The 18,948-nt window shown below is 73.1% G+C and carries 18 protein-coding genes; 11 read left to right on the top strand and 7 right to left on the bottom strand.

Translation table 11 applies throughout. The features are described from left to right. Nucleotides 1-126: 126 nt before the first annotated feature. Nucleotides 127-363, bottom strand: coding sequence for a hypothetical protein (locus J2S41_RS04880; RefSeq protein WP_310363570.1), 237 nt, complete (start codon nucleotides 361-363; stop codon nucleotides 127-129). Between the two features lie 114 nt (nucleotides 364-477). Here J2S41_RS04880 and J2S41_RS04875 point away from each other — a divergent pair, with 114 nt between their 5' ends. The 3 genes from J2S41_RS04875 (at nucleotide 478) to J2S41_RS04865 (ending at nucleotide 2,167) form a co-directional block, all read left to right on the top strand. Continuing rightward, nucleotides 478-729, top strand: coding sequence for a hypothetical protein (locus J2S41_RS04875; protein ID WP_310363568.1), 252 nt, complete (start codon nucleotides 478-480; stop codon nucleotides 727-729). 65 nt (nucleotides 730-794) lie between these two features. Next, a complete protein-coding gene (locus J2S41_RS04870; RefSeq protein WP_310363566.1) occupies nucleotides 795-1,520 on the top strand; it encodes a VOC family protein in 726 nt (241 codons plus the stop codon). A 182-nt stretch (nucleotides 1,521-1,702) separates the two neighbouring features. Next, the gene (locus tag J2S41_RS04865; protein WP_310363564.1) at nucleotides 1,703-2,167 is read left to right on the top strand and encodes a hypothetical protein; all 465 of its coding nucleotides are present in this window, start codon (nucleotides 1,703-1,705) and stop codon (nucleotides 2,165-2,167) included. Here J2S41_RS04865 and J2S41_RS04860 read toward each other — a convergent pair. Then, a complete protein-coding gene (locus J2S41_RS04860; RefSeq protein ID WP_310363563.1) occupies nucleotides 2,132-2,929 on the bottom strand; it encodes an alpha/beta hydrolase in 798 nt (265 codons plus the stop codon). The genes J2S41_RS04865 and J2S41_RS04860 overlap by 36 nt on opposite strands. A 92-nt stretch (nucleotides 2,930-3,021) precedes the next feature. Between J2S41_RS04860 and J2S41_RS04855 the strand changes: the two genes are divergently transcribed. After that, nucleotides 3,022-5,001: an APC family permease gene (locus J2S41_RS04855; protein WP_310363561.1), complete on the top strand. Its 1,980-nt coding sequence runs from the start codon at nucleotides 3,022-3,024 to the stop codon at nucleotides 4,999-5,001. 9 nt (nucleotides 5,002-5,010) lie between these two features. Here J2S41_RS04855 and J2S41_RS04850 read toward each other — a convergent pair whose 3' ends face one another. Then, a complete protein-coding gene (locus J2S41_RS04850; RefSeq protein WP_310363559.1) occupies nucleotides 5,011-6,561 on the bottom strand; it encodes a GGDEF domain-containing protein in 1,551 nt (516 codons plus the stop codon). Nucleotides 6,562-6,887: 326 nt separating this feature from the next. Here J2S41_RS04850 and J2S41_RS04845 point away from each other — a divergent pair, with 326 nt between their 5' ends. The 7 genes from J2S41_RS04845 (at nucleotide 6,888) to J2S41_RS04815 (ending at nucleotide 15,422) form a co-directional block, all read left to right on the top strand. Further along, nucleotides 6,888-8,399 carry an NCS1 family nucleobase:cation symporter-1 gene (locus J2S41_RS04845; protein ID WP_310363557.1) on the top strand — a complete coding sequence of 504 codons (1,512 nt, stop codon included), beginning with the start codon at nucleotides 6,888-6,890 and terminating at the stop codon, nucleotides 8,397-8,399. A gap of 2 nt (nucleotides 8,400-8,401) precedes the next feature. Next, the gene (locus J2S41_RS04840; RefSeq protein ID WP_310363555.1) at nucleotides 8,402-9,115 is read left to right on the top strand and encodes an aspartate/glutamate racemase family protein; all 714 of its coding nucleotides are present in this window, start codon (nucleotides 8,402-8,404) and stop codon (nucleotides 9,113-9,115) included. Nucleotides 9,116-9,290: 175 nt separating this feature from the next. Further along, a complete protein-coding gene (locus J2S41_RS04835) occupies nucleotides 9,291-9,896 on the top strand; it encodes a PadR family transcriptional regulator (RefSeq protein WP_310363552.1) in 606 nt (201 codons plus the stop codon). Beyond that, nucleotides 9,893-10,615 (top strand): ABC transporter ATP-binding protein, encoded by a 723-nt coding sequence (locus J2S41_RS04830; RefSeq protein WP_310363550.1) that lies wholly within the window; start codon nucleotides 9,893-9,895, stop codon nucleotides 10,613-10,615. Before J2S41_RS04835 ends, J2S41_RS04830 begins: the two co-directional genes overlap by 4 nt. After that, nucleotides 10,612-13,308 carry an FtsX-like permease family protein gene (locus J2S41_RS04825; RefSeq protein ID WP_310363549.1) on the top strand — a complete coding sequence of 899 codons (2,697 nt, stop codon included), beginning with the start codon at nucleotides 10,612-10,614 and terminating at the stop codon, nucleotides 13,306-13,308. Before J2S41_RS04830 ends, J2S41_RS04825 begins: the two co-directional genes overlap by 4 nt. Nucleotides 13,309-13,463: 155 nt before the next feature. Next, complete coding sequence (locus J2S41_RS04820) at nucleotides 13,464-13,886, top strand: VOC family protein (protein ID WP_310363548.1); 423 nt, start codon at nucleotides 13,464-13,466, stop codon at nucleotides 13,884-13,886. Between the two features lie 681 nt (nucleotides 13,887-14,567). Next, nucleotides 14,568-15,422 (top strand): NAD(P)-dependent oxidoreductase, encoded by an 855-nt coding sequence (locus tag J2S41_RS04815; RefSeq protein ID WP_310363547.1) that lies wholly within the window; start codon nucleotides 14,568-14,570, stop codon nucleotides 15,420-15,422. 65 nt (nucleotides 15,423-15,487) lie between these two features. Here the strand turns inward: J2S41_RS04815 and metK are convergent, their stop codons facing one another. From metK to gmk, 4 genes are all read right to left on the bottom strand, one after another. Further along, complete coding sequence (metK, locus tag J2S41_RS04810) at nucleotides 15,488-16,681, bottom strand: methionine adenosyltransferase (protein ID WP_310363546.1); 1,194 nt, start codon at nucleotides 16,679-16,681, stop codon at nucleotides 15,488-15,490. A gap of 81 nt (nucleotides 16,682-16,762) precedes the next feature. After that, complete coding sequence (gene coaBC, locus J2S41_RS04805; RefSeq protein ID WP_310363544.1) at nucleotides 16,763-18,016, bottom strand: bifunctional phosphopantothenoylcysteine decarboxylase/phosphopantothenate--cysteine ligase CoaBC; 1,254 nt, start codon at nucleotides 18,014-18,016, stop codon at nucleotides 16,763-16,765. 5 nt (nucleotides 18,017-18,021) lie between these two features. After that, nucleotides 18,022-18,285 (bottom strand): DNA-directed RNA polymerase subunit omega, encoded by a 264-nt coding sequence (gene rpoZ, locus J2S41_RS04800; RefSeq protein WP_307245511.1) that lies wholly within the window; start codon nucleotides 18,283-18,285, stop codon nucleotides 18,022-18,024. Nucleotides 18,286-18,319: 34 nt separating this feature from the next. Continuing rightward, nucleotides 18,320-18,922 (bottom strand): guanylate kinase, encoded by a 603-nt coding sequence (gene gmk / locus J2S41_RS04795; protein WP_310363543.1) that lies wholly within the window; start codon nucleotides 18,920-18,922, stop codon nucleotides 18,320-18,322. Between the last annotated feature and the right edge of the window lie 26 nt (nucleotides 18,923-18,948).

Here is an 18,948-nt window from a genome sequence, read left to right as displayed (position 1 = left end):
GCCGAGTTCCGCATCCTCCGCGACACGGGGCGAACGTCGGCGATCAGCGCCAGCCGCGTCCGGCGGCATGGGAATGGCCGTGGTCCGGGCGCCCCACCCGGACCACGGCCACGCACTGGGGGTGGATCAGCCCGCCGCGCGGTCGCGGTCGGCCTCGGCGTCGGCGCGGCCGACGGGGGTGGGGTCGGTGTCGCGGGTGGGGGCCGGGAGGGTGTCGTCGGCGCCGGCGCGGATGGCGTCGGCGCGGGCGTCGTCGGCGCCGACGACCTCGCCGGCGTGGGTGGCGTCGTCGTTCTCCGCGCGGTCCGCGGCGGCGCGGGCGGCCGCCAGGCCGGCGGCTACGTACTGCGGGTCCGTCGTCATGACGTCGTGGCTACCCGGAGCGGGAAAGATGAAACCCGGGAGCGCAATCCCCCGCAGGCATGGTGACATCCCGAAAAGAACGGGTACGAATCGGGAGGAGAAAGGAGAAAGACGGTGGCGGATCTGATCCGACGGCACGAGCACGGCGTTTACACGGTCTCCGGCCCGGCCGGCACCGCGCGTTACGAGCCGCTGCTGGCGAAGGGCTCTGTGCAGGCCGCGGACGGCAATCACCTGTGGGAGTATCTGCCCGCCAAGCTAGGCAAAAGAGCTGCTCAAGCGCTTGATAACAATGACGCCGACCTCTGGCCGATGATCGAATCCTGGTATCGCGACCGTTTGGAGCCGACCGAGCCGTTGCTATAGGGCACCCATTCCGGTGAAATCAGTTAACCCCGTTTACCGCGCCGTTCGACGCGGTACTCCTGGTCATGCTTTCCGAAGATCTGATCAAGGCGACGCGCCCGATGGTGCAATTCGACGGGCTGTCACTCGACGTTCTCGATACGGACGCCCAGGCGACGTTCTGGCGGGCCGCGCTCGGCGGTGGCACGCTGCGGCCGGAGGGGCCGGGGCGGGCCCGGATCGACAAGATACCCCGGCGTCCGGACGCCGAGATCCTGCGGCTGCGGCAGATGCGGAGTCTCCCGCCGGACGGCGCCCGCGTGCACGTCGACCTGCGGCTGCCGGAGAAGGAGCCGCACGCGCTGGTCGACGCCGGCGCGCGGGTGGTCCGCGATCCCGGCGCGGAGCCGTGGTACGTGCTGGCCGACCCGGAGGGCAACGAGTTCTGTGCGTACCCGGCGGCCGACGAGCGGCCCGCCGGCATCTTCGAGCTGGTCGTGAAGTGTGAGCAGCCGCGCGACCTGGCGCGGTGGTGGAGCGAGGTGCTGGGCGGCCGGCTGGAGCACGAGGGTGAGGCGGTCTCGGTGACCGGCGCGCCCGAGTTTCCGTGGGACTACATGGTCTTCGACCCGGTGACCGACCCGCGGCCGGTCCGCAACCGCCTGCACTGGCACGTGACGTTGCGCGACGAGACGCCGAAGGACCTGATCGCGCACGGCGCCCGGCTGATCTCCGGGCCGGACGTGGACGAGGACGGCTGGCTGCTCGAGGACCCGGAGGGGAACCGCTTCCACGCGCTCCGGACCGGGTAAGAATTCCCCTGTGCGCAGTGCCTGGGCCGCCGCCGCGATCGTCGTGGCGGCGGCACCCGGACGTGCCGCTTCTCCCGGCCCCGGACGCGATCGGTGAGCTGGACGCGGAGACCGCGCATCAATGCGAGTTCTGGGCCGATATACCTCGATAAAATGGGCGGCGGTCGATAGGGTGACGCGCCATGGGCACGCTCCTGTCGGCCGTCCGCCGGCTCCTCATCGGCGCGATCTTCATCGTGGTCGGTGTGTTCGCCTTCGGCCAGCTCGGCTGGCCGTACCTGGTGTCGTACACGTACCCGGAGACCACCGTGCTGGTCGAGGGCCCGTGCGAGTCCGGCGTCAACCAGACCGAGCGGCTCTGCGCCGCCTCCTGGACGCGGGACGGCGCCGCGGTCACCGGCGAGATCCGCGGCGTGAACCTGGAGACCGGCTCAGCGGTGGACGCGCGCGTCGACGGCGACGCCGCGATCGTCATCCCCGGCACGGTCACGCTGGCGCTCTACTGCCTGCCGCTGCTGTTCGTCGTGGCCGGGCTCTTCCTGATCTTCTCCCGGGGAGGCCGCTGGTCGCGCGGCGGTGACGGCGGCGGCGACGACGGCGGCTGGGGCGACTCAGGCGGCGGCGACGGGGGTGGTGGCGGCGACTAGCCGTCCCAGCCAGGCGGACCGGGCCTCGGCCGCGGCGCGGTCCGCCGCCGGTGTGCCGCCCGGCCGGACGTGCGACTCGGCCGCGCCGCCCTCGGCCCGGATCCGGCTCGCGTACCCGGTGGCCTCGTCGTGGACCACGTCGTCGGCGTCCACGTCCACGAACGCGGGCGGCAGCCCGGACAGATCCCAGGCGCGGGCCGGCGCGGCGTAGGGCGACACGTCCGACGTGCCCGCCCGCGCGCCGAGCAGCGCGGACCACGCGTGCCGGTGGTGCCCGCCGGCCCGGTCCCGGTCGTCCAGCATCGGGTCGATGAGCAACTGCCCGAGCAGCGCCGGCCCGCCGCGGTCGCGGGCCAGCAGCGCGGTCCCGGCGGCCGGTCCCCCGCCGGCACCGATCCCGGCCAGGACCAGCCGGCCCGGATCGATGCCGAGGTCGCCCCCGTTGCGCGCGGTCCAGGTCAGCGCCGCGTACGCGTCCTCCACCGGGTACGGGTCCGGATGCTCCGGCGGCAGCCGGCGGTCGACCGTGACCACCACCACGTCGTGCGCGGCCAGCAACGGCAGGATCAGCGACAGCCCGGTGAACCGGTTGCCGCCGTCGTGCAGCACGAACACCCCCGGTCCGGTGCCGGTGTGGTCCGGCCGGCCGAACACGGTGCCGGCCAGCGCGGCACCCCGGTGACCGTCCACGCCGATGTCCCGCCGCACCACGTCGAACACGCTCAGGTCCTCGCCGGCGGTCGCGTCGTAGGAAGCTCGCATGGCGCGAGCGGATCACGAAGGTATCGACGCGACGTTGACGGCGGGCGGCGGAGGGGTACCGTGCCCGACGGATCACGATCGAGGGAGACGACATGGGCGGCAGCCCGGAGCTGACGATTCCGGCGTACGTGGACAGCCCGGCCCGGGAACGGCCGCCGGGCACGCCGCTGGGCCGCTGGCTGCTGAAGGACCGGGTGCAGCCGCCCGGCCCGGAGACCGACGAGTCGCACGCCCGCCCGCAGGCCTGGTGGAAGGTGATGTGCCTGACCGGCGTGGACTACTTCTCCACGCTGGCCTACCTGCCGGGCATCGCGGCGCTGGCCGCGGGCGTGCTGTCGCCGCTGGCCACGCTGCTGATCGTGGCGCTGACGCTGCTCGGCATGCTGCCGATGTACCGGCGGGTGGCCCGGGAGAGCCCGCACGGCCAGGGCTCGGTGGCGATGCTGGAGAACCTGCTGCCGTTCTGGTGGGGCAAGCTGTTCGTGCTGATCCTGCTGGGCTTCGTGGCCACCTCGTGGATCGTGACGATCACGCTCTCCGCCGCGGACGCGTCCGTGCACCTGCTGGAGAACCCGTACCTGCCGGGTGTCTTCCACGGCCAGGCCGTGCTGATCACGGTGGTGATGCTGCTCATCCTCGGCGGCGTCTTCCTGCTCGGCTTCAGCGAGGCGGTCGGCGTGGCCATCCCGCTGGTCGCGGTGTTCCTCGGGCTGAACCTGGTCGTGGTCGGCGTCGGGCTGACCGACGTGTTCAGCACGCCGGGCGCGCTGGCGGGCTGGACCACCGCGCTGACCACCGGCCAGGACGGGTTCTTCGGCGTGGTGACCACCGCGGTGGTGGCGTTCCCGCTGCTGGTGCTGGGGCTGTCCGGATTCGAGACCGGCGTGAGCATGATGCCGCTGGTCGCGGCGAAGGGCGAGGACGCGGCGCAGCGCCTGGAGAGCCGGGTGCGCAACACGCGCCGGCTGCTCACCGCCGCCGCGGTGATCATGAGTTTCTACCTGATCGCGACCAGCTTCGTGACCAGCGTGCTGATCCCGCACGAGGCCTTCGAGGAGGGCGGCCCGGCGAACGGGCGGGCGCTGGCCTACCTGGCCCACGAGCGGCTCGGGGAGGCGTTCGGCACGGCGTACGACATCAGCACGATCTTGATCTTGTGGTTCGCCGGCGCGTCCGCGATGGCCGGCCTGATCAACATCGTGCCGCGCTACCTGCCCAGCTACGGCATGGCGCCGGAGTGGTCCCGCGCGGTCCGGCCGGTGGTGCTGGTCTACACGCTGATCAGCGTGGTGCTCACGATCGCGTTCGGGGCGGACGTCAACGCGCAGGCCGGCGCGTACGCGACCGGCATCCTGGCGATGATGGTGTCCGGCGCGGTCGCGGTCACCGTGTTCGCCATCCGGCACCGCAGGCGCTGGGCGAGCATCGGGTTCGCCGTGCTGACGCTGGTGCTGCTGTACGCGATGGCGGAGAACATCATCGCCAAGCCGGACGGCATCGCCATCTCCGCACTGTTCATCGCCGGGATCATCGTGGTCTCGCTGATCTCCCGGGTGACGCGCACGACGGAGCTGCGCGCGGACCGGATCGAGTTCGACGACGCGGCCCGGGCGTTCATCGCGGACTCGATCGCGCACGACGGCGCGCTGAACCTGATCGCGAACCGGCGGCACACCGGCGCCGAGCAGGAGTACGCGGAGAAGGAGGGCGAGCAGCGCGGCATCAACCCGGTCCCGGGCCGCGCCGACGTGCTGTTCCTGGAGGTCGACGTGGCCGATCCGTCCGCGTTCAGCGGCGTGCTGCGGGTCACCGGCGTGCAGGTCGGCCCGTACCGCGTCCTGCGCACCCAGTCACCGGCGGCGCCGAACGCGATCGCGGCCGTGCTGCTCGCGCTGCGCGACGCCACCGGGGTACGCCCGCACTGCTACTTCGAGTGGGCCGAGGGCAGCCCGGTCGTCCACCTGCTGCGCTACCTGCTCCTCGGCCGCGGCGACACCGCGCCGGTGGTCCGCGAGATCATCCGCCAGACCGAGCGGGACGCGGCCCGGCGCCCCGGCATCCACGTGGGCTGAGGGCGGGCGTCAGGCGGCCGCGAGCTGGTTGCGGCCGCCGCGCTTGGCCAGGTAGAGCCGGGCGTCCGCGCGGTCGTACAGGTCGCGGCCGGAGTCGCCGGCCACGCACTGGGCCAGGCCCATGCTCAGCGTGACCCGCAGGCCGGGCGCGATCTGGTGCCAGTCCCGGGTGAGGATGACCTGGCGGATGCGCTCCGCCACCACCCGGGCCTCGCGCTCGCCCACGGACAGGAACATGGCGAACTCGTCGCCGCCGAACCGGATCGCGACCTCGTCGTGGCGGCAGTGCGCGCGCAGCACGGCCGCGATCTCGCCGAGCACGCGGTCGCCGACGCCGTGCGAGTACCGGTCGTTGATGCCCTTGAACTCGTCCACGTCGATCAGCAGCAGCGAGCCGACGTCGCTGAGGTGCTCCATCCGCCGGTCGAACATGCGCCGGTTGCCGAGCCCGGTGAGCGCGTCCGAGCTGGCCGCCGCGTCCGCGCGGGACCGCGCCGCCTCCAGCTCCACCCGGCGGTGCGCCTGGCGGAGCATGGTGCGGCGGTCCAGCCGCAGCCGCCACAGCGCCTCGACGTGCAGGCGCAGCGCGGCGAAGACGGACGCGGTGGCCTCACCCGGCGACTCGCGCAGCGCCAGGCGAGCCAGCTCGTACCGGTAGAGCAGCCGCTGCGACGCCAGCACGGCCAGCTCCAGGCCGGCCTGGAACTCGCGGCGGGCGCCGCGCAGATCCCCCCGGTCGCGCAGCACGATGCCGTGCGCCAGGTGCAGCAGCCGGGCCTCGTGGCTCTGGCCGGCCGCGCGCATGCTCAGCAGCAGCCGGTCGACGTGCCCCATCGCCTCCGCGTGGTCGCCCTGCTTCGCCGCACCCAGCGCGAGCAGCGCGAACGCCAGCGGCGAGTCGATGTCCCGGTCGGTGGTCTTCCGCAGCAGCACGACGGCCTTGCCGGTCTCCAGCGCGGCGTCCTCGATCCGGTCCACCTGCTCCAGCCGGACGCCCCACTCCAGCAGCAGCTCCGCGTGCTGCAGCTCGGCGGAGGTGCGCCACAGCTCGGGCGCCTCCGGGGCGCCGAGCGCGCGCCGCATGATCTCGTCGGCCAGCTCGAACAGCTCCGCGTACTTGGCGGCCTCGCACAGCGACGCCATCGCGGAGAAGTAGCGGGGCCCGCCGGTCGGCGCCGTGTCCAGCACGGACATGGCGCGCGCGATGTAGTGCAGCCCCTCGTCGATGCGCGCGATGCTGATGTACGCCCGCGCGGTGTCCGCCATGATCTTGGCATCGGTGGCGCGCGGCCCGCCGTAGTAGGTGTCCGCGATCAGCGCCTCGCCGATGGTCAGCGCCTCGTCGTGCCGGCCGAGCGCGGCCAGCGCGTACATCCGGCCGAGCCGGGCCACCCGCCAGGTGCGCTGGTCGCCGAGCAGCAGCAGGATCGCCTCGGACTCGTCCGCGGTGTGCAGGCCCTCGGTGTGGTGGCCGCGGATGGTCAGGTCGTGGACGCGCAGCGCCAGCTCCGGCCACGGACCATAGGGCGACACGGGCACCGGCAGGCGGTCATTACGCACCAGCGTGTCCTCCCGATCCTGTGCTCGTGCTCGACGTCCGGTCGACCCATACGGTCGGCGGCGAAACCGCGAAGGTGAGGGGTCCCGTCCGCAGACGCGGATTGTACGCAAGATCTCCGTCTGACCTGTGTGGCAGACCCGCACACCTCCTGCACCGATTGGCCGGTAATGCGACAGAACTGTAGCTCGCCGTCGCGGGCCTGTACGCAGCGTGAACACCGCCCCGGCAGGCCCGGAAGATATATATCTCCGCTCATCCCGGCGAAATCAAACGTTCATAGCGTGTGCCTCACGGATCGCGCAGGCCCGATTACCAGGAGCGCACCATGGCCGACACACTGCACCCCCCGCAGGATCTCGTCGAGGCCGCCGGCATGCCGGTCGGCAGCGGGAACATCAAGCCCGGGTACGACCCGGCGCTGACCAACGAGGATCTGGCCCCGCTGCGGGAACAGCGGTGGGGCGCGTACAACATCTTCGCGTTCTGGATGTCGGACGTGCACAGCGTCGGCGGCTACGTCACCGCGGGCAGCCTGTTCGCGCTCGGGCTGTCCAGCTGGCAGGTGCTGGTGTCGCTGCTGGCCGGCATCACCATCGTCTACGTCTTCTGCAACCTGGTCGCCAAGCCGTCGCAGCTGACCGGCGTGCCGTACCCGGTGATCTGCCGCAGCGTGTTCGGCGTGCTCGGCGCGAACGTGCCCGCGGTGATCCGCGGCCTGATCGCGGTCGCCTGGTACGGCATCCAGACCTACCTGGCCAGCGCCGCGCTCGACGTGGTGCTGCTCAAGCTGTGGCCCGGCCTCGCACCGTACGCGGACGTGGACCAGTACGGCTTCCTCGGCCTGCCGCTGCTCGGCTGGTGCTCGTACGCGCTGCTCTGGGTCCTGCAGGCGGCCGTGTTCTGGACCGGCATGGAGACGATCCGCCGGTTCATCGACTTCTGCGGCCCCGCGGTCTACGTGGTGATGTTCGCGCTGACCGGATACCTGATCTACCGGGCCGGCTGGGATTCGATCAACCTGACCCTCGGCGAGGTCCGCTACCACGGCTGGGACGCGCTGCCGGTGATGCTGGGCGCGATCGCGCTGGTCGTCTCCTACTTCTCCGGCCCGATGCTGAACTTCGGCGACTTCTCCAGGTACGGGCGCAGCTTCCGTGCGGTCAAGACCGGCAACCTGCTCGGCCTGCCGGTCAACTTCCTGGTCTTCTCGCTGCTCACGGTGGTCACCGCGTCGCTGACCATGCCGGTCTTCGGCGAGCTGATCACCGACCCGGTCGCCACCGTGGCGCGCATCGACAGCACGTTCGCGATCGTGCTGGGCGCGCTCACCTTCACCATCGCCACGATCGGCATCAACATCGTCGCGAACTTCATCTCCCCCGCGTTCGACTTCTCCAACGTCAGCCCGCAGCGCATCTCCTGGCGGGCGGGCGGCATGATCGCCGCGGTCGGGTCGGTACTGATCACACCGTGGAACCTCTACAACAACCCCGAGGTCATCCACTACACGCTGGAGGTGCTGGGCGCGTTCATCGGCCCGCTGTTCGGCGTGCTGATCGCCGACTACTACCTGATCCGCCGCCAGCGCGTCGACGTGGACGACATGTTCACGCTCTCCCCCACCGGCCGCTACCACTACCGGAAGGGCTACAACCCGGCCGCGCTCACCGCCACCGCGATCGGCGCGCTGGTCGCGATGGTCCCGGTGCTCTGGACCGGCGGGCCGGGCATGCACGGGATCGCCCAGTACAGCTGGTTCATCGGCATGGCGCTCGGCCTCGGCGCGTACCTGGCGCTGGCCGGCCCGTTCCGGGTGCGCGAGCTGAGCCGGGCCTGACCGTGCGGATCCAGGTCATCAACCCGAACACCACCGAGGCGATGACCGCCACGATCGAGGCGAGTGCCCGGGCCGCGGCCGGCCCGGGCACGCTGATCGAGGCGATCACGCCGGTCATGGGCCCGGCCTCCATCGAGAGCCACTACGACGAGGCGCTGGCCGTGCCCGGCGTCCTGCGCGCGGTCGCGGACGCCCCGGCGGACGCGCACGTCATCGCCTGCTTCGGCGACCCCGGCCTGGACGCGGCCCGCGAGCTGGCGACCGGCCCGGTGATCGGCATCGCGGAGGCCGCCATGCACGCCGCCACACTGCTCGGCCGCGGCTTCAGCGTGGTCACCACGCTGTCCCGGACCCGCGGACGCGCCCGCGACCTCGCGGCCCGGTACTGCCCGCCGCACGCCTGCCGGGGCGTGCACGCCACCGACATCCCGGTGCTCTCGCTCTCGCCGGAGTCGCTGGACCGCGTGGTGGCGCTGGCCCGCCACGCGCTCGACCACGACGGCTCCGACGTGATCGTGCTGGGCTGCGCCGGCATGGCCGACCTCTGCGCGGCCGCCACCGCCGAGCTGGGCGTCCCGGTCATCGACGGCGTCGCCGCGGCCGTCACGCTGGCCGAGTCACTGGTCCGCCTCGGCCTGCGCACGTCGCCCCGCGACGAGTACGCGCCACCCCCGGCCAAGCTCTACACCGGCCTCCTCACGGGCTTCGCCCGATGATGATCTGCCCGCTTCCGGCGGCGCCGGTCCCGCATGCTCCCGCGGGCACGGGTCGGCCGCGGACATGGGGCTCGCTGCCCGCGCCGCGGCACTCGCAACCGGCGTAGACACTCGCGCGCCGGCGCTGACCTGCGCTTCTTGCGCACCACATACTCGGTATGCATACTCCGTAGGTATGTCCATTCGCCATGGCCTGCTCGCGCTCCTGGAGCGCGGTCCCATGTACGGCTACCAGCTGCGCGCCGCGTTCGAGGAGAGCGTGGGCGGCACCTGGTCGCTGAACATCGGGCAGGTCTACACCACGCTGTCGCGCCTCGAACGCGACCGGTTCGTGCACCCGCTGCCGGAGAACGACGGCGGCCAGCGGCCGTACGAGATCACCGAGACCGGCCGCGCCGAGCTGACCCGCTGGTTCGCCACGCCGATCGAACGCACCGACCGGCCGCGCGACGAACTCGCCATCAAGCTCGCGCTCGCCATGGCCACGCCGGGCGTGGACGTGTCGGCGGTCGTGCAGAGCCAGCGCGCCGCCGGCATCCGCGCGCTCCAGGAGTACACCCGGCTCAAGCGCGGCCAGGACGCCGCGGAGTCCGCCGATCTGTCGTGGCCGCTGGTCCTGGACGCGATGATCTTCCAGTGTGAGGCGGAGATCCGCTGGCTGGACCACTGCGAGGCGACGATCCTGCGCCGCCGCCCATCCGGGACCGGCCCCACGTCCGCCGCCGCACCCACGCCCGCCGCGGACCCGGCGGCCAAGGAACCCGAGGGAGCCGGACGATGACCGACTCGGTGCTGGCACTCGACGACGTCCACCGCACGCACGGCACCGGCCCGCAGGCGGTGCAGGCGCTGCGCGGCGTCACGCTGACCGTCCGCCCCGGCGAACTGGTCGCGATCATGGGGCCGTCCGGCTCCGGCAAGTCCACGCTGCTCAACCTGGCCGGCGGCCTCGACCGCCCGACCAGCGGCGAGGTGCGCGTGGAGGGCGCCTCGCTCGGCACGCTCAGCCACCGCGAGCTCTCCCGGGTGCGGCGCCGGACCATCGGCTACGTCTTCCAGGACTTCAACCTGCTGCCCAGCCTCACCGCCGCGGAGAACGTGTCACTCCCGCTGGAGCTGGACGGCGTGAGCATCCGCGCGGCCCGCCGCGCCGCGATCGCGTCGCTGTCCGAGGTCGGGCTCGCCGACCTGGCCGGCCGCTTCCCCGACGAGATGTCCGGCGGCCAGCAGCAGCGCGTGGCGATCGCCCGCGCGCTGGTCGGCGAGCGCCGCCTGGTGCTGGCCGACGAGCCGACCGGCGCGCTGGACTCGCAGACCGGCGAGGCCGTGCTGCGGGTGCTGCGCGAGCGCGTCGACGCGGGCGCGGCCGGCCTGCTCGTCACGCACGAGGCCCGGCACGCGGGCTGGGCCGACCGGGTGATCTTCCTGCGCGACGGCGTGATCATCGACTCGTCCGGCCCGCTCGGCAGCGCGGACGACCTGCTGGAGCGCGCCTCATGAGATCGTGGCTGACCGCGCTGCGGATCTCCCGCCGCGAGATGCGCCGCGCCAAGGGCCGGTCCGCGATGGTGGTCGCCATGATCGCGGTCCCGGTCGCCGCGCTCGGATACGCGGCCGCCTCCTACGACATGTACGTGCTCACGCCCGAGGAGACGGCCACCCGCCAGCTCGGCGCCGCGGACGCGCTGCTGCTGCCGAGACTCACCGAGCCGATCGTGCAGGGCCCGGACGGCGACATGTGGATGCCGGCGAGCACGACCGACTCCGAGAGCCACCAGGGCCGGGCCAGCATGACCGAGGCCGAGGCGCTCGACGTGCTGCCCATGGGCAGCCGCGTCGTGTCGATGGGCAGCTCCGGCGACCAGTTCCGGACCGCGGCCGGTGGCCTGGCGAACGCCCCCTTCGTGGAGCTGGACCTGGCCGACCCGATCTTCCGCGGCATGGTGGAGCTGGTCGACGGCCGGGCACCGGCCGGGCCCGGCGAGGTGGCCATGTCCGAGGCCGCCCGGGAGCGGTTCGGCGACACGATCCAGAACCGGGAGCGCGACCGCACCTGGACCGTGGTCGGCACCGTCGAGTTCCCGGCCGAGCTGGGCGAGCTGATGCTCTTCCCGCCCGGCACCCACGCGCTGGAGCAGGGCGGCAGCCCGTCCGTGTGGCTGGCCGACACGCCGGAGCCGGTCGACTGGGCCCAGGTCAACCAGATCAACCGGCGCGGCATCGCGGTCACCTCGCGCGCCGTGCTGCTCGACCCGCCGGACCCGTCGACCACCGCCGTCACGTTCGACGACACGCCGCCGAGCCGGACGTTCGCGCTCCTGCCGGTGGTGTCCGGACTCGCCATGCTGGAGATCATCCTGCTGGCCGGCCCGGCGTTCGCGGTCGGCGCCCGGCGGCGGCAGCGTTCCCTGGCCCTGGTCGCCGCCAACGGCGGCACCCGCGCCCACCTGCGCCGCATCGTGCTCGCGGACGGCCTGACGCTCGGCCTCGCCGGCGCGGCCATCGGCCTGGTGCTCGCCGTGATTCTGGCCGTCGTCGGGCGCCCGTTCGTGGAGGACCTGGTCGACGCGCGGTTCGGCGCCTACCGGTTCAGCCCGACCTCGCTGGCCGGAATCGTGGTGCTGGCCGTGGTCACCGGCGTGCTGGCCGCGGCGGTGCCCGCGTTCACCGCCGCGCGGGCCGACGTGGTGGCGGCGCTGACCGGGCGCCGGGGCGTGGTCCGGTCCAAGCGCCGGTGGCTGATCGCCGGCCTGGTGCTGGCCGCGGCCGGCGGCGCCATCGCCGCCACCGGGCCGCAGGACGCCGCGAACTGGGGTGCCGAGCGCATCGTCGCCGGCCTGGTGATCGCCCAGCTCGGGTTGGTGCTGTGCACGCCGTCGCTGGTCGGCCTGATCGCACGGCTCGGCGGCGCGCTGCCGCCCGCGCCGCGCATCGCGCTGCGCGACGCCGCCCGCAACCGCGCGGCGGCCGCACCGGCCGTCTCCGCCGTGATGGCCGCGGTCGCCGGCACGGTCGCGATCGGCGTCTACCTGGTCAGTACGGAGGCGAAGGACAACGCCGGCTACCGGCCGGGAGTGCCGGACGGGTACGTCACCGTCCAGTACGACACCTACCGCGACGACTACGACCCGGCGTCCGAGGGCTTGGCGCGGGCCGCGGTCACCGCCGCGCTGCCGGGCGCGACGGCCACCGAGATCTCGGAGGTGACCTGCCCGGACGGGAGCGGGTACGAGTCGTGCGCGATCGAGCTGATGGTCGCGCCGGCGCACCGCTGCCCCGGCGAGGAGAACGAGCCCACCACCCGGGAGGAGATCGAGACGCTGGCCCGGGACCCCCGGTGCGAGCGGATCTGGCGGCACACCGGCGTGACGTTCCGGTCCGCGGTCGGCGGGCGCGACGCGCTGGTCGCGCTGACCGGCGCGTCCGGTGCCGACCTGGACCGGGCCGCGGCCATGCTGGACCGGGGCGGCGTGGTCGTCGGCGACCCGTCCCACATCGACAACGGCATGGTCTCGGTGCAGCGGCTGCGAATGCTGCCCGGGGCCGACGAGTCGGAGTCCGAGGACATCACGGTGCCCGGATACCTGCTGGAGTCCGGCCCGTTCGGCGCCGGCGTGGTGCTGTCCCCGGCCGCGGTCGAGCGGGCCGGGTTGGCCCACGCGCCGGCCGGGCTGGTCGTCGCCACCGCCCCGGCGCCCGCGGTGAGTGACCTCGACCGGCTCAACTCGGCGCTGGCCGAGGCCGGATCCGGCAGCGCGCACGTGGAGAGCGGCCCCGCCGACGACGGGGACCCGGTCGCCCTGATGCTCGCCGCCGCATCCGGGCTGATCACGCTGGGCGCGGCCGGGATGGCGACCGGCCTGGCCGCGGCGGACGGCCGCGCGGACCTGTCCACGCTGGCCGCGATCGGCGCCGCACCACGCGTGCGCCGGCTGCTGTCGCTGAGCCAGTCCGGCGTGATCGCCGGCCTCGGCTCGGTGCTCGGCATCCTGGCCGGGATCGGCTCGGCCTTCGCCGTGCTGGCCGCCCGCAACGCCACGATCTCCGGCACGTGGCCGCTGGAGGCGCTCTACCCGCTGGCCGTACCGTGGGCGCACCTGGGTCTGATCCTGGTGGTGCCGCTGGTCGCGATGCTCGGCGCGGGCCTGCTGACCCGCTCCCGCCTCCCCATCGAACGCCGCCGCCCCACCTGAGCCCCGACGCCGCCGGGCCGGGCCATCCGGCCCGGCGGTGGGCACAATGGCGGCATGAGCGAATCACCGGCTCGGCGCCACCAACACGGACAGAACCGTCCGGCATGAGCGAGCTTGCGCGCGAAACAGACGGACACCGCACCGAACGGGCCGGCGTGAGCGTCCCGGCCATCCGCCAGGTGGTGCTGGACACCCCCGACCCGCGCGCCCTCGCCGAGTTCTATCGCGAACTGCTCGCCCTGGAATACCGCCCCGGCGACGAGCCCCCCGCCCCCGGTGCCGACGACCCGCTCGGCCGCGACTGGCTGGTACTCCGCGAACCCGGCGGCCCGCCCCGGCTCGCCTTCCAGCACGTGCCCTCGCTGCCCCGCCCCACCTGGCCCACCCCCGGCATCCCCCAGCAGCTCCACCTCGACCTCGTCGTGCCCAGCGTCGCCGACCTGGACGCCCAGCACTCCCGCGCACTCGCTCTGGGCGCCACCCTGCTGCTGGAACGCACCGGCGACGACACCCCGGAGCCACTCCGCGTCTACGCCGACCCGTCCGGCCACCCCTTCTGCATCTTCGTCGCCCCCTGACCCACCCACCGCCCCCGCTCACCACCGCACCACCGCACCGCCGCGCCGCCGCCCCGCTGCCGCGCCGCCGCCCCGCTGCCCTGCCGCGCTGCCGCGCCGCCGCCCCGCTGCCCTGCCGCGCCGCCGCCCCGCTGCCGCCCCGCCGCCCCGCTGCCGCCGCCCCGCCGCCGCGCCGCCGCCCCGCTGCCGCCCTGCCGCCCCGCCGCCGCGCCGCCGCCGCGCCGCCGCCCCGCCGCCCCACTGCCGCCCCGCCGCCGCCCCACTGCCGCCCCGCCGCCGCGCCGCCGCCCCACTGCCGCGCCGCCGCCCCACTGCCGCGCCGCCGCCCCACTGCCGCGCCGCCGCCCCACTGCCGCGCCGCCCCGCTGCCGCGCCGATCTAGGGCGGATTCCCGCACTTCGATCTCCAATCACGCGAATCCGCCCTAGATCGGCGCGGACGGGGCGCGCGCGGACAGAGCACGCGCGGACAGAGCACGCGCGGACAGAGCACGCGCGGACAGAGCACGCGCGGACAGAGCACGCGCGGACAGAGCACGCGCGGACAGTGCGCGCGGGCAGAGCGCGCGCGGGCAGAGCGCACGCGGGCGGGGGTGGGGTGAGGTGAGCCATAGGGGGCGAACCGGGGGCGGTGCCGGTCACGTTCTCTCACCGCGAGTTGCCGTGACTTCGGAGGGCACCTATGACAACCGTGGGTTTCGTCGGGCTGGGGACCATGGGTCAGCCGATGGCGCTGAACCTCGTCCGCGCCGGCACCGACCTCGTCGTCTGGAATCGCACGGCCTCGCGGGCCGAGCCGCTGCGGGAGGCCGGCGCGCACGTCGCCGCCACCGCCGCCGAGGTCTTCACGCGCGCCGGGGTGATCGTCCTGATGCTGGCCAACGCCGCCGCGGCCGATGCCGTGCTGGAGGACGCGGACGTCGCCGGCCGCACCGTCGTGCACATGGGCACGATCTCGCCGGAGGACTCGCTGCGCCTGCGGTCCGCCGTCCACGCGGGCGGCGGCACGTACGTCGAGGCGCCGGTCTCCGGCTCGCGGGTGCCCGCCGAGAAGGGTGAGCTGGTCGCCATGGTGGCCGGCGAGCCGGACGCGATCGGGACGGTACGCCCGGTCCTGGCCCCGATGTGCCGCGAGATCATCGTCTGCGGCCCGGTCCCGGACGCGCTGACCATGAAGCTGGCCACCAACATCTTCATGCTGAGCAGCGTGATGGGCCTGGTCGAGGCGTTCCACTTCGCCGCCCGCAACAACCTGGACCTGGCCACGCTGCGCGCCATCGTCGACGACAGCCAGATGACCAGCGACATCTCCCGGGTGAAGTCACCCAAGCTGGTCGACCGCGACTTCAGCATCCAGGGTGGCGCCGCCGACGTCCTGAAGAACCTGTCCCTGGTCGCCGGCGCCGCCCGCACCGCCGGCGTCTCGGTCCCGCTCACCGAGACCATGCACCGCCTGATGGAGGAGACCGTCGTTCTCGGCCACGGCTCCCAGGACTTCACCGCCGCCCTGCACGCCCTCGAGTTCCGCGACGCCTGACCCGCACGGCACACGACGAAGGCCCGGAAACGCCGAAGCGTTTCCGGGCCCGTGCGGTGGTGCGGTCAGGCGCCCGCGGCGGACTTGAGGTCGGCGGCGCGGTCGGTGGACTCCCAGCGCAGCTCCGGCAGCTCGCGGCCGAAGTGGCCGTAGGCGGCGGTCTGCTGGTAGATCGGGCGCTTCAGGTCGAGGTCGCGGATGATGGCGGCCGGGCGGAGGTCGAAGACCTCGTGGATGGCCTTCTCGATCCGCTCGACCGGCACGTTCTCGGTGCCGAACGTCTCGACGAAGAGGCTGACCGGGTGGGCCTTGCCGATCGCGTACGCCACCTGGGTCTCGACGCGCTCGGCCAGGCCGGCCGCGACCACGTTCTTGGCGACCCAGCGCATCGCGTACGCCGCGGAGCGGTCGACCTTCGACGGGTCCTTGCCGGAGAACGCGCCGCCGCCGTGCCGGGCGTACCCGCCGTACGTGTCGACGATGATCTTGCGGCCGGTGAGGCCGGCGTCGCCCATCGGGCCGCCGATCTCGAAGCGGCCGGTCGGGTTGACCAGCAGGCGGTAGCCCTCGACGTCGAGGCCGAGACCCTCCAGCTCCGGCGCGATCACGTGCTCGCGGATGTCCGGCGTGAGCAGCGAGTCCAGCGAGATGTCCGCGGCGTGCTGCGAGGAGACCACGACCGTGTCGAGCCGGACCGGGCGCAGGCCGTCGTACTCGATGGTGACCTGGGTCTTGCCGTCGGGCCGCAGGTACGGCACGGTGCCGTCCTTGCGCACCTGGGACAGGCGGCGGGCCAGGCGGTGGGCCAGCGCGATCGGCAGCGGCATCAGCTCGGGCGTCTCCGAGCAGGCGAAGCCGAACATCATGCCCTGGTCGCCGGCGCCCTGCGAGTCGAGCAGGTGGTCGGACTCGCCCTCGCGGGCCTCGATGGCGGTGTCGACGCCCTGCGCGATGTCGGGCGACTGCGCGCCGATGGAGACGCTGACGCCGCAGGACGCGCCGTCGAAGCCCTTCTTCGAGGAGTCGTAGCCGATGTTCAGGATCGTCTCGCGGACGATTGCGGGAATGTCGGCGTACGCCTTCGTGGTCACCTCGCCGGCGACGTGAACCTGGCCGGTGGTGATGAGCGTCTCCACGGCGACCCGGCTGGCCGGGTCCTGCGCGAGAAGCGCGTCCAGAATGCCGTCGCTGATCTGGTCAGCGATCTTGTCCGGGTGGCCCTCCGTGACCGACTCGGAGGTGAACAGACGGCGTGCCACGGTGCTCCTCTAGGTAAGTCGAAACGAAACTGCAGATGCAGCCTAGTTGTCTACCAATCCCCTGGGTTTGGGGGGCAAACGCTATGCGGTGGTCGAGCTTAGCTGCCTGACTACCAGATTCAGCACGGCGTCCGCCAGATCTTCCTTGGGCCGCTCGTCGAACCGGGTCTCGAATCCGTCAGCAGCCAGAACAGTAGCTGCGTTGGCGTCGGCGCCAAAGACCTTGTCCACGCCGACCTCGTTGACCACGATCAGGTCGGCCCGTTTGCGCCGCAGCTTGCCGCGCGCGTTCTCGATCGCGTCGTGGGTCTCGGCCGCGAAGGCGACCAGCACCTGCCCGGGCGGCTTGCGCGCGCCGAGCTCGGCCGCGATGTCCGGGTTCGTCACCAGCTCGATCACCGGCGCGGCGCCGTCCTCGGCCTTCTTGATCTTCTGATCGGCCACGGCGGCGGGCCGGAAGTCGGCCGGCGCCGCGGCCATCACCACCACGTCCGCGCCGTCCGCGGCCGCCACGACCGCCTTGCGCAATTCCTCGGTGGTGCCCACCCGGACGACGTCGGCGCCGGCCGGGTCGGGCAACGCGACGTTCGCCGAGACGAGCGTCACCCGGGCGCCCCGGGCCGCCGCGGCGGTCGCGAACGCGTACCCCTGCTTGCCGGACGACCGGTTCCCCAGGAACCGCACCGGATCGAGCGGCTCGCGCGTGCCACCCGCGGTGACCACGACGTGCCGGCCCTGAAGATCGGCAAGCTCTGCCTTCAGCCCGGTCGGGGGTGGGTTGGCCGGGGCGGCAGCGGGGCCGCGCGCCAGCACCCGGCGGGCGAACGCGAAGATCGCGGAGGGGTCGGGCAGGCGGCCCTTGCCGGTGTCCGCGCCGGTGAGGCGCCCGGACGCGGGCTCGATGACGAGACTTCCCCGCTCGCGGAGCAGCGCCACGTTCGCCACCGTGGCGGGGTGCTCCCACATCTCGGTGTGCATGGCCGGCGCGAAGATCACCGGGCAGCGCGCGGTGAGCAGCGTGTTGGTCAGCAGGTCGTCGGCGATGCCGTGCGCGGCCTTGGCCAGCAGGTCCGCCGTGGCGGGTGCGACCACCACCAGATCGGCGGACTTTCCGATGCGCACGTGCGGGACCTCGTGGACGCCGTCCCAGACCTCGTCGGCGACCGGCTGCCCGGAGAGCGCGGCCCAGGTCGGGGCGCCCACGAACCGCAGCGCGGCGGCGGTGGGCACCACCCGGACCCGGTGACCGGACTCGGTCAAGAGCCGCAGGAGCTCGCATGACTTGTACGCGGCGATTCCGCCCCCGACGCCGAGGACGACCTGCGGACCACTCATCGGTCTTACGGCTGGTCGGTCGGCTCGGCCGTGAGCAGGCCGGTGTTGATCTCGCGCATGGCGATGGAGAGCGGCTTCTCCTGCGGCGTGGTCTCGACCAGCGGACCGACGTACTCCAGCAGGCCCTCGCCGAGCTGGCTGTAGTACGCGTTCACCTGGCGGGCGCGCTTCGCGGCGAAGATGACGAGCGCGTACTTGGAGGTGGTCTTCTCCAGCAGCTCGTCGATGGGCGGGCTGGTGATGCCTTGCGGGTCAGCGATGATTCCCACGGTTCTCTCAAACCCCTAACGAACAGCAGAACGATCAAGCCTGAGGTGCCGGCTGCGCCGGTGTCAAGACCGGCGAACTGAGCAACCCTACCAGCTCGTCCGCGGCACGCTCGACGTAGTCGTTGACGATGGTCACGTCGAAGAGCGACTGCGCGGCCAGTTCCTCGTCCGCGTGGGCCAGCCGGCGGCGGATGGTCTCCTCGTCGTCCGTGCCGCGCCCGATCAGGCGGCGGCGCAGCTCCTCGACCGAGGGCGGGGCCAGGAAGACCAGCTGGGCGTCGGGCATCGCGGCCTTGACCTGCCGCGCGCCCTGGAGGTCGATCTTCAGCAGGACGGGCGCGCCCTCGCGCAGCCGGGCCTCGACCGGGCCGCGGGGCGTGCCGTAGAGGTTGCCGGCGAACTCGGCCCACTCCAGCAGCTGATCGCCGGCGCGCAGGCGCTCGAACTCCGCGCGGTCGACGAAGAAGTAGTGCTCACCCTCGACCTCGTAGTCGCGCATGCGCCGGGTGGTCGCCGACACCGACAGCCAGATCCACGGCGAGCGGGCCCGGATCAGCTCGATCACGCTGTCCTTGCCGACCCCTGACGGGCCGGAGAGGACGGTGAGCCGGGCAGGCGGGCGGGCGTCGTCACTCATGCTCACACGCTAATTCCTACACGGTG

The organism is Catenuloplanes atrovinosus, from assembly GCF_031458235.1.
GTDB classification, from domain to species: Bacteria; Actinomycetota; Actinomycetes; order Mycobacteriales; family Micromonosporaceae; genus Catenuloplanes; species Catenuloplanes atrovinosus.
The sequence above is the reverse complement of the archived record's forward strand: the minus strand, read 5'-3'. Positions and strand labels throughout refer to the sequence as shown.

Excerpts from the sequence above, each read along its gene's own strand:
- gmk (WP_310363543.1), bottom strand. The coding sequence starts at position 18,922 with ATGAGTGACGACGCCCGCCCGCCTGCCCGGCTCACCGTCCTCTCCGGC.
- J2S41_RS04845 (WP_310363557.1), top strand. The coding sequence starts at position 6,888 with ATGGCCGACACACTGCACCCCCCGCAGGATCTCGTCGAGGCCGCCGGC.
- J2S41_RS04870 (WP_310363566.1), top strand. The coding sequence starts at position 795 with ATGCTTTCCGAAGATCTGATCAAGGCGACGCGCCCGATGGTGCAATTC.
- J2S41_RS04830 (WP_310363550.1), top strand. The coding sequence starts at position 9,893 with ATGACCGACTCGGTGCTGGCACTCGACGACGTCCACCGCACGCACGGC.
- J2S41_RS04825 (WP_310363549.1), top strand. The coding sequence starts at position 10,612 with ATGAGATCGTGGCTGACCGCGCTGCGGATCTCCCGCCGCGAGATGCGC.
- J2S41_RS04835 (WP_310363552.1), top strand. The coding sequence starts at position 9,291 with ATGTCCATTCGCCATGGCCTGCTCGCGCTCCTGGAGCGCGGTCCCATG.
- J2S41_RS04815 (WP_310363547.1), top strand. The coding sequence starts at position 14,568 with ATGACAACCGTGGGTTTCGTCGGGCTGGGGACCATGGGTCAGCCGATG.
- J2S41_RS04860 (WP_310363563.1), bottom strand. The coding sequence starts at position 2,929 with ATGCGAGCTTCCTACGACGCGACCGCCGGCGAGGACCTGAGCGTGTTC.
- J2S41_RS04865 (WP_310363564.1), top strand. The coding sequence starts at position 1,703 with ATGGGCACGCTCCTGTCGGCCGTCCGCCGGCTCCTCATCGGCGCGATC.
- J2S41_RS04880 (WP_310363570.1), bottom strand. The coding sequence starts at position 363 with ATGACGACGGACCCGCAGTACGTAGCCGCCGGCCTGGCGGCCGCCCGC.
- J2S41_RS04855 (WP_310363561.1), top strand. The coding sequence starts at position 3,022 with ATGGGCGGCAGCCCGGAGCTGACGATTCCGGCGTACGTGGACAGCCCG.
- coaBC (WP_310363544.1), bottom strand. The coding sequence starts at position 18,016 with ATGAGTGGTCCGCAGGTCGTCCTCGGCGTCGGGGGCGGAATCGCCGCG.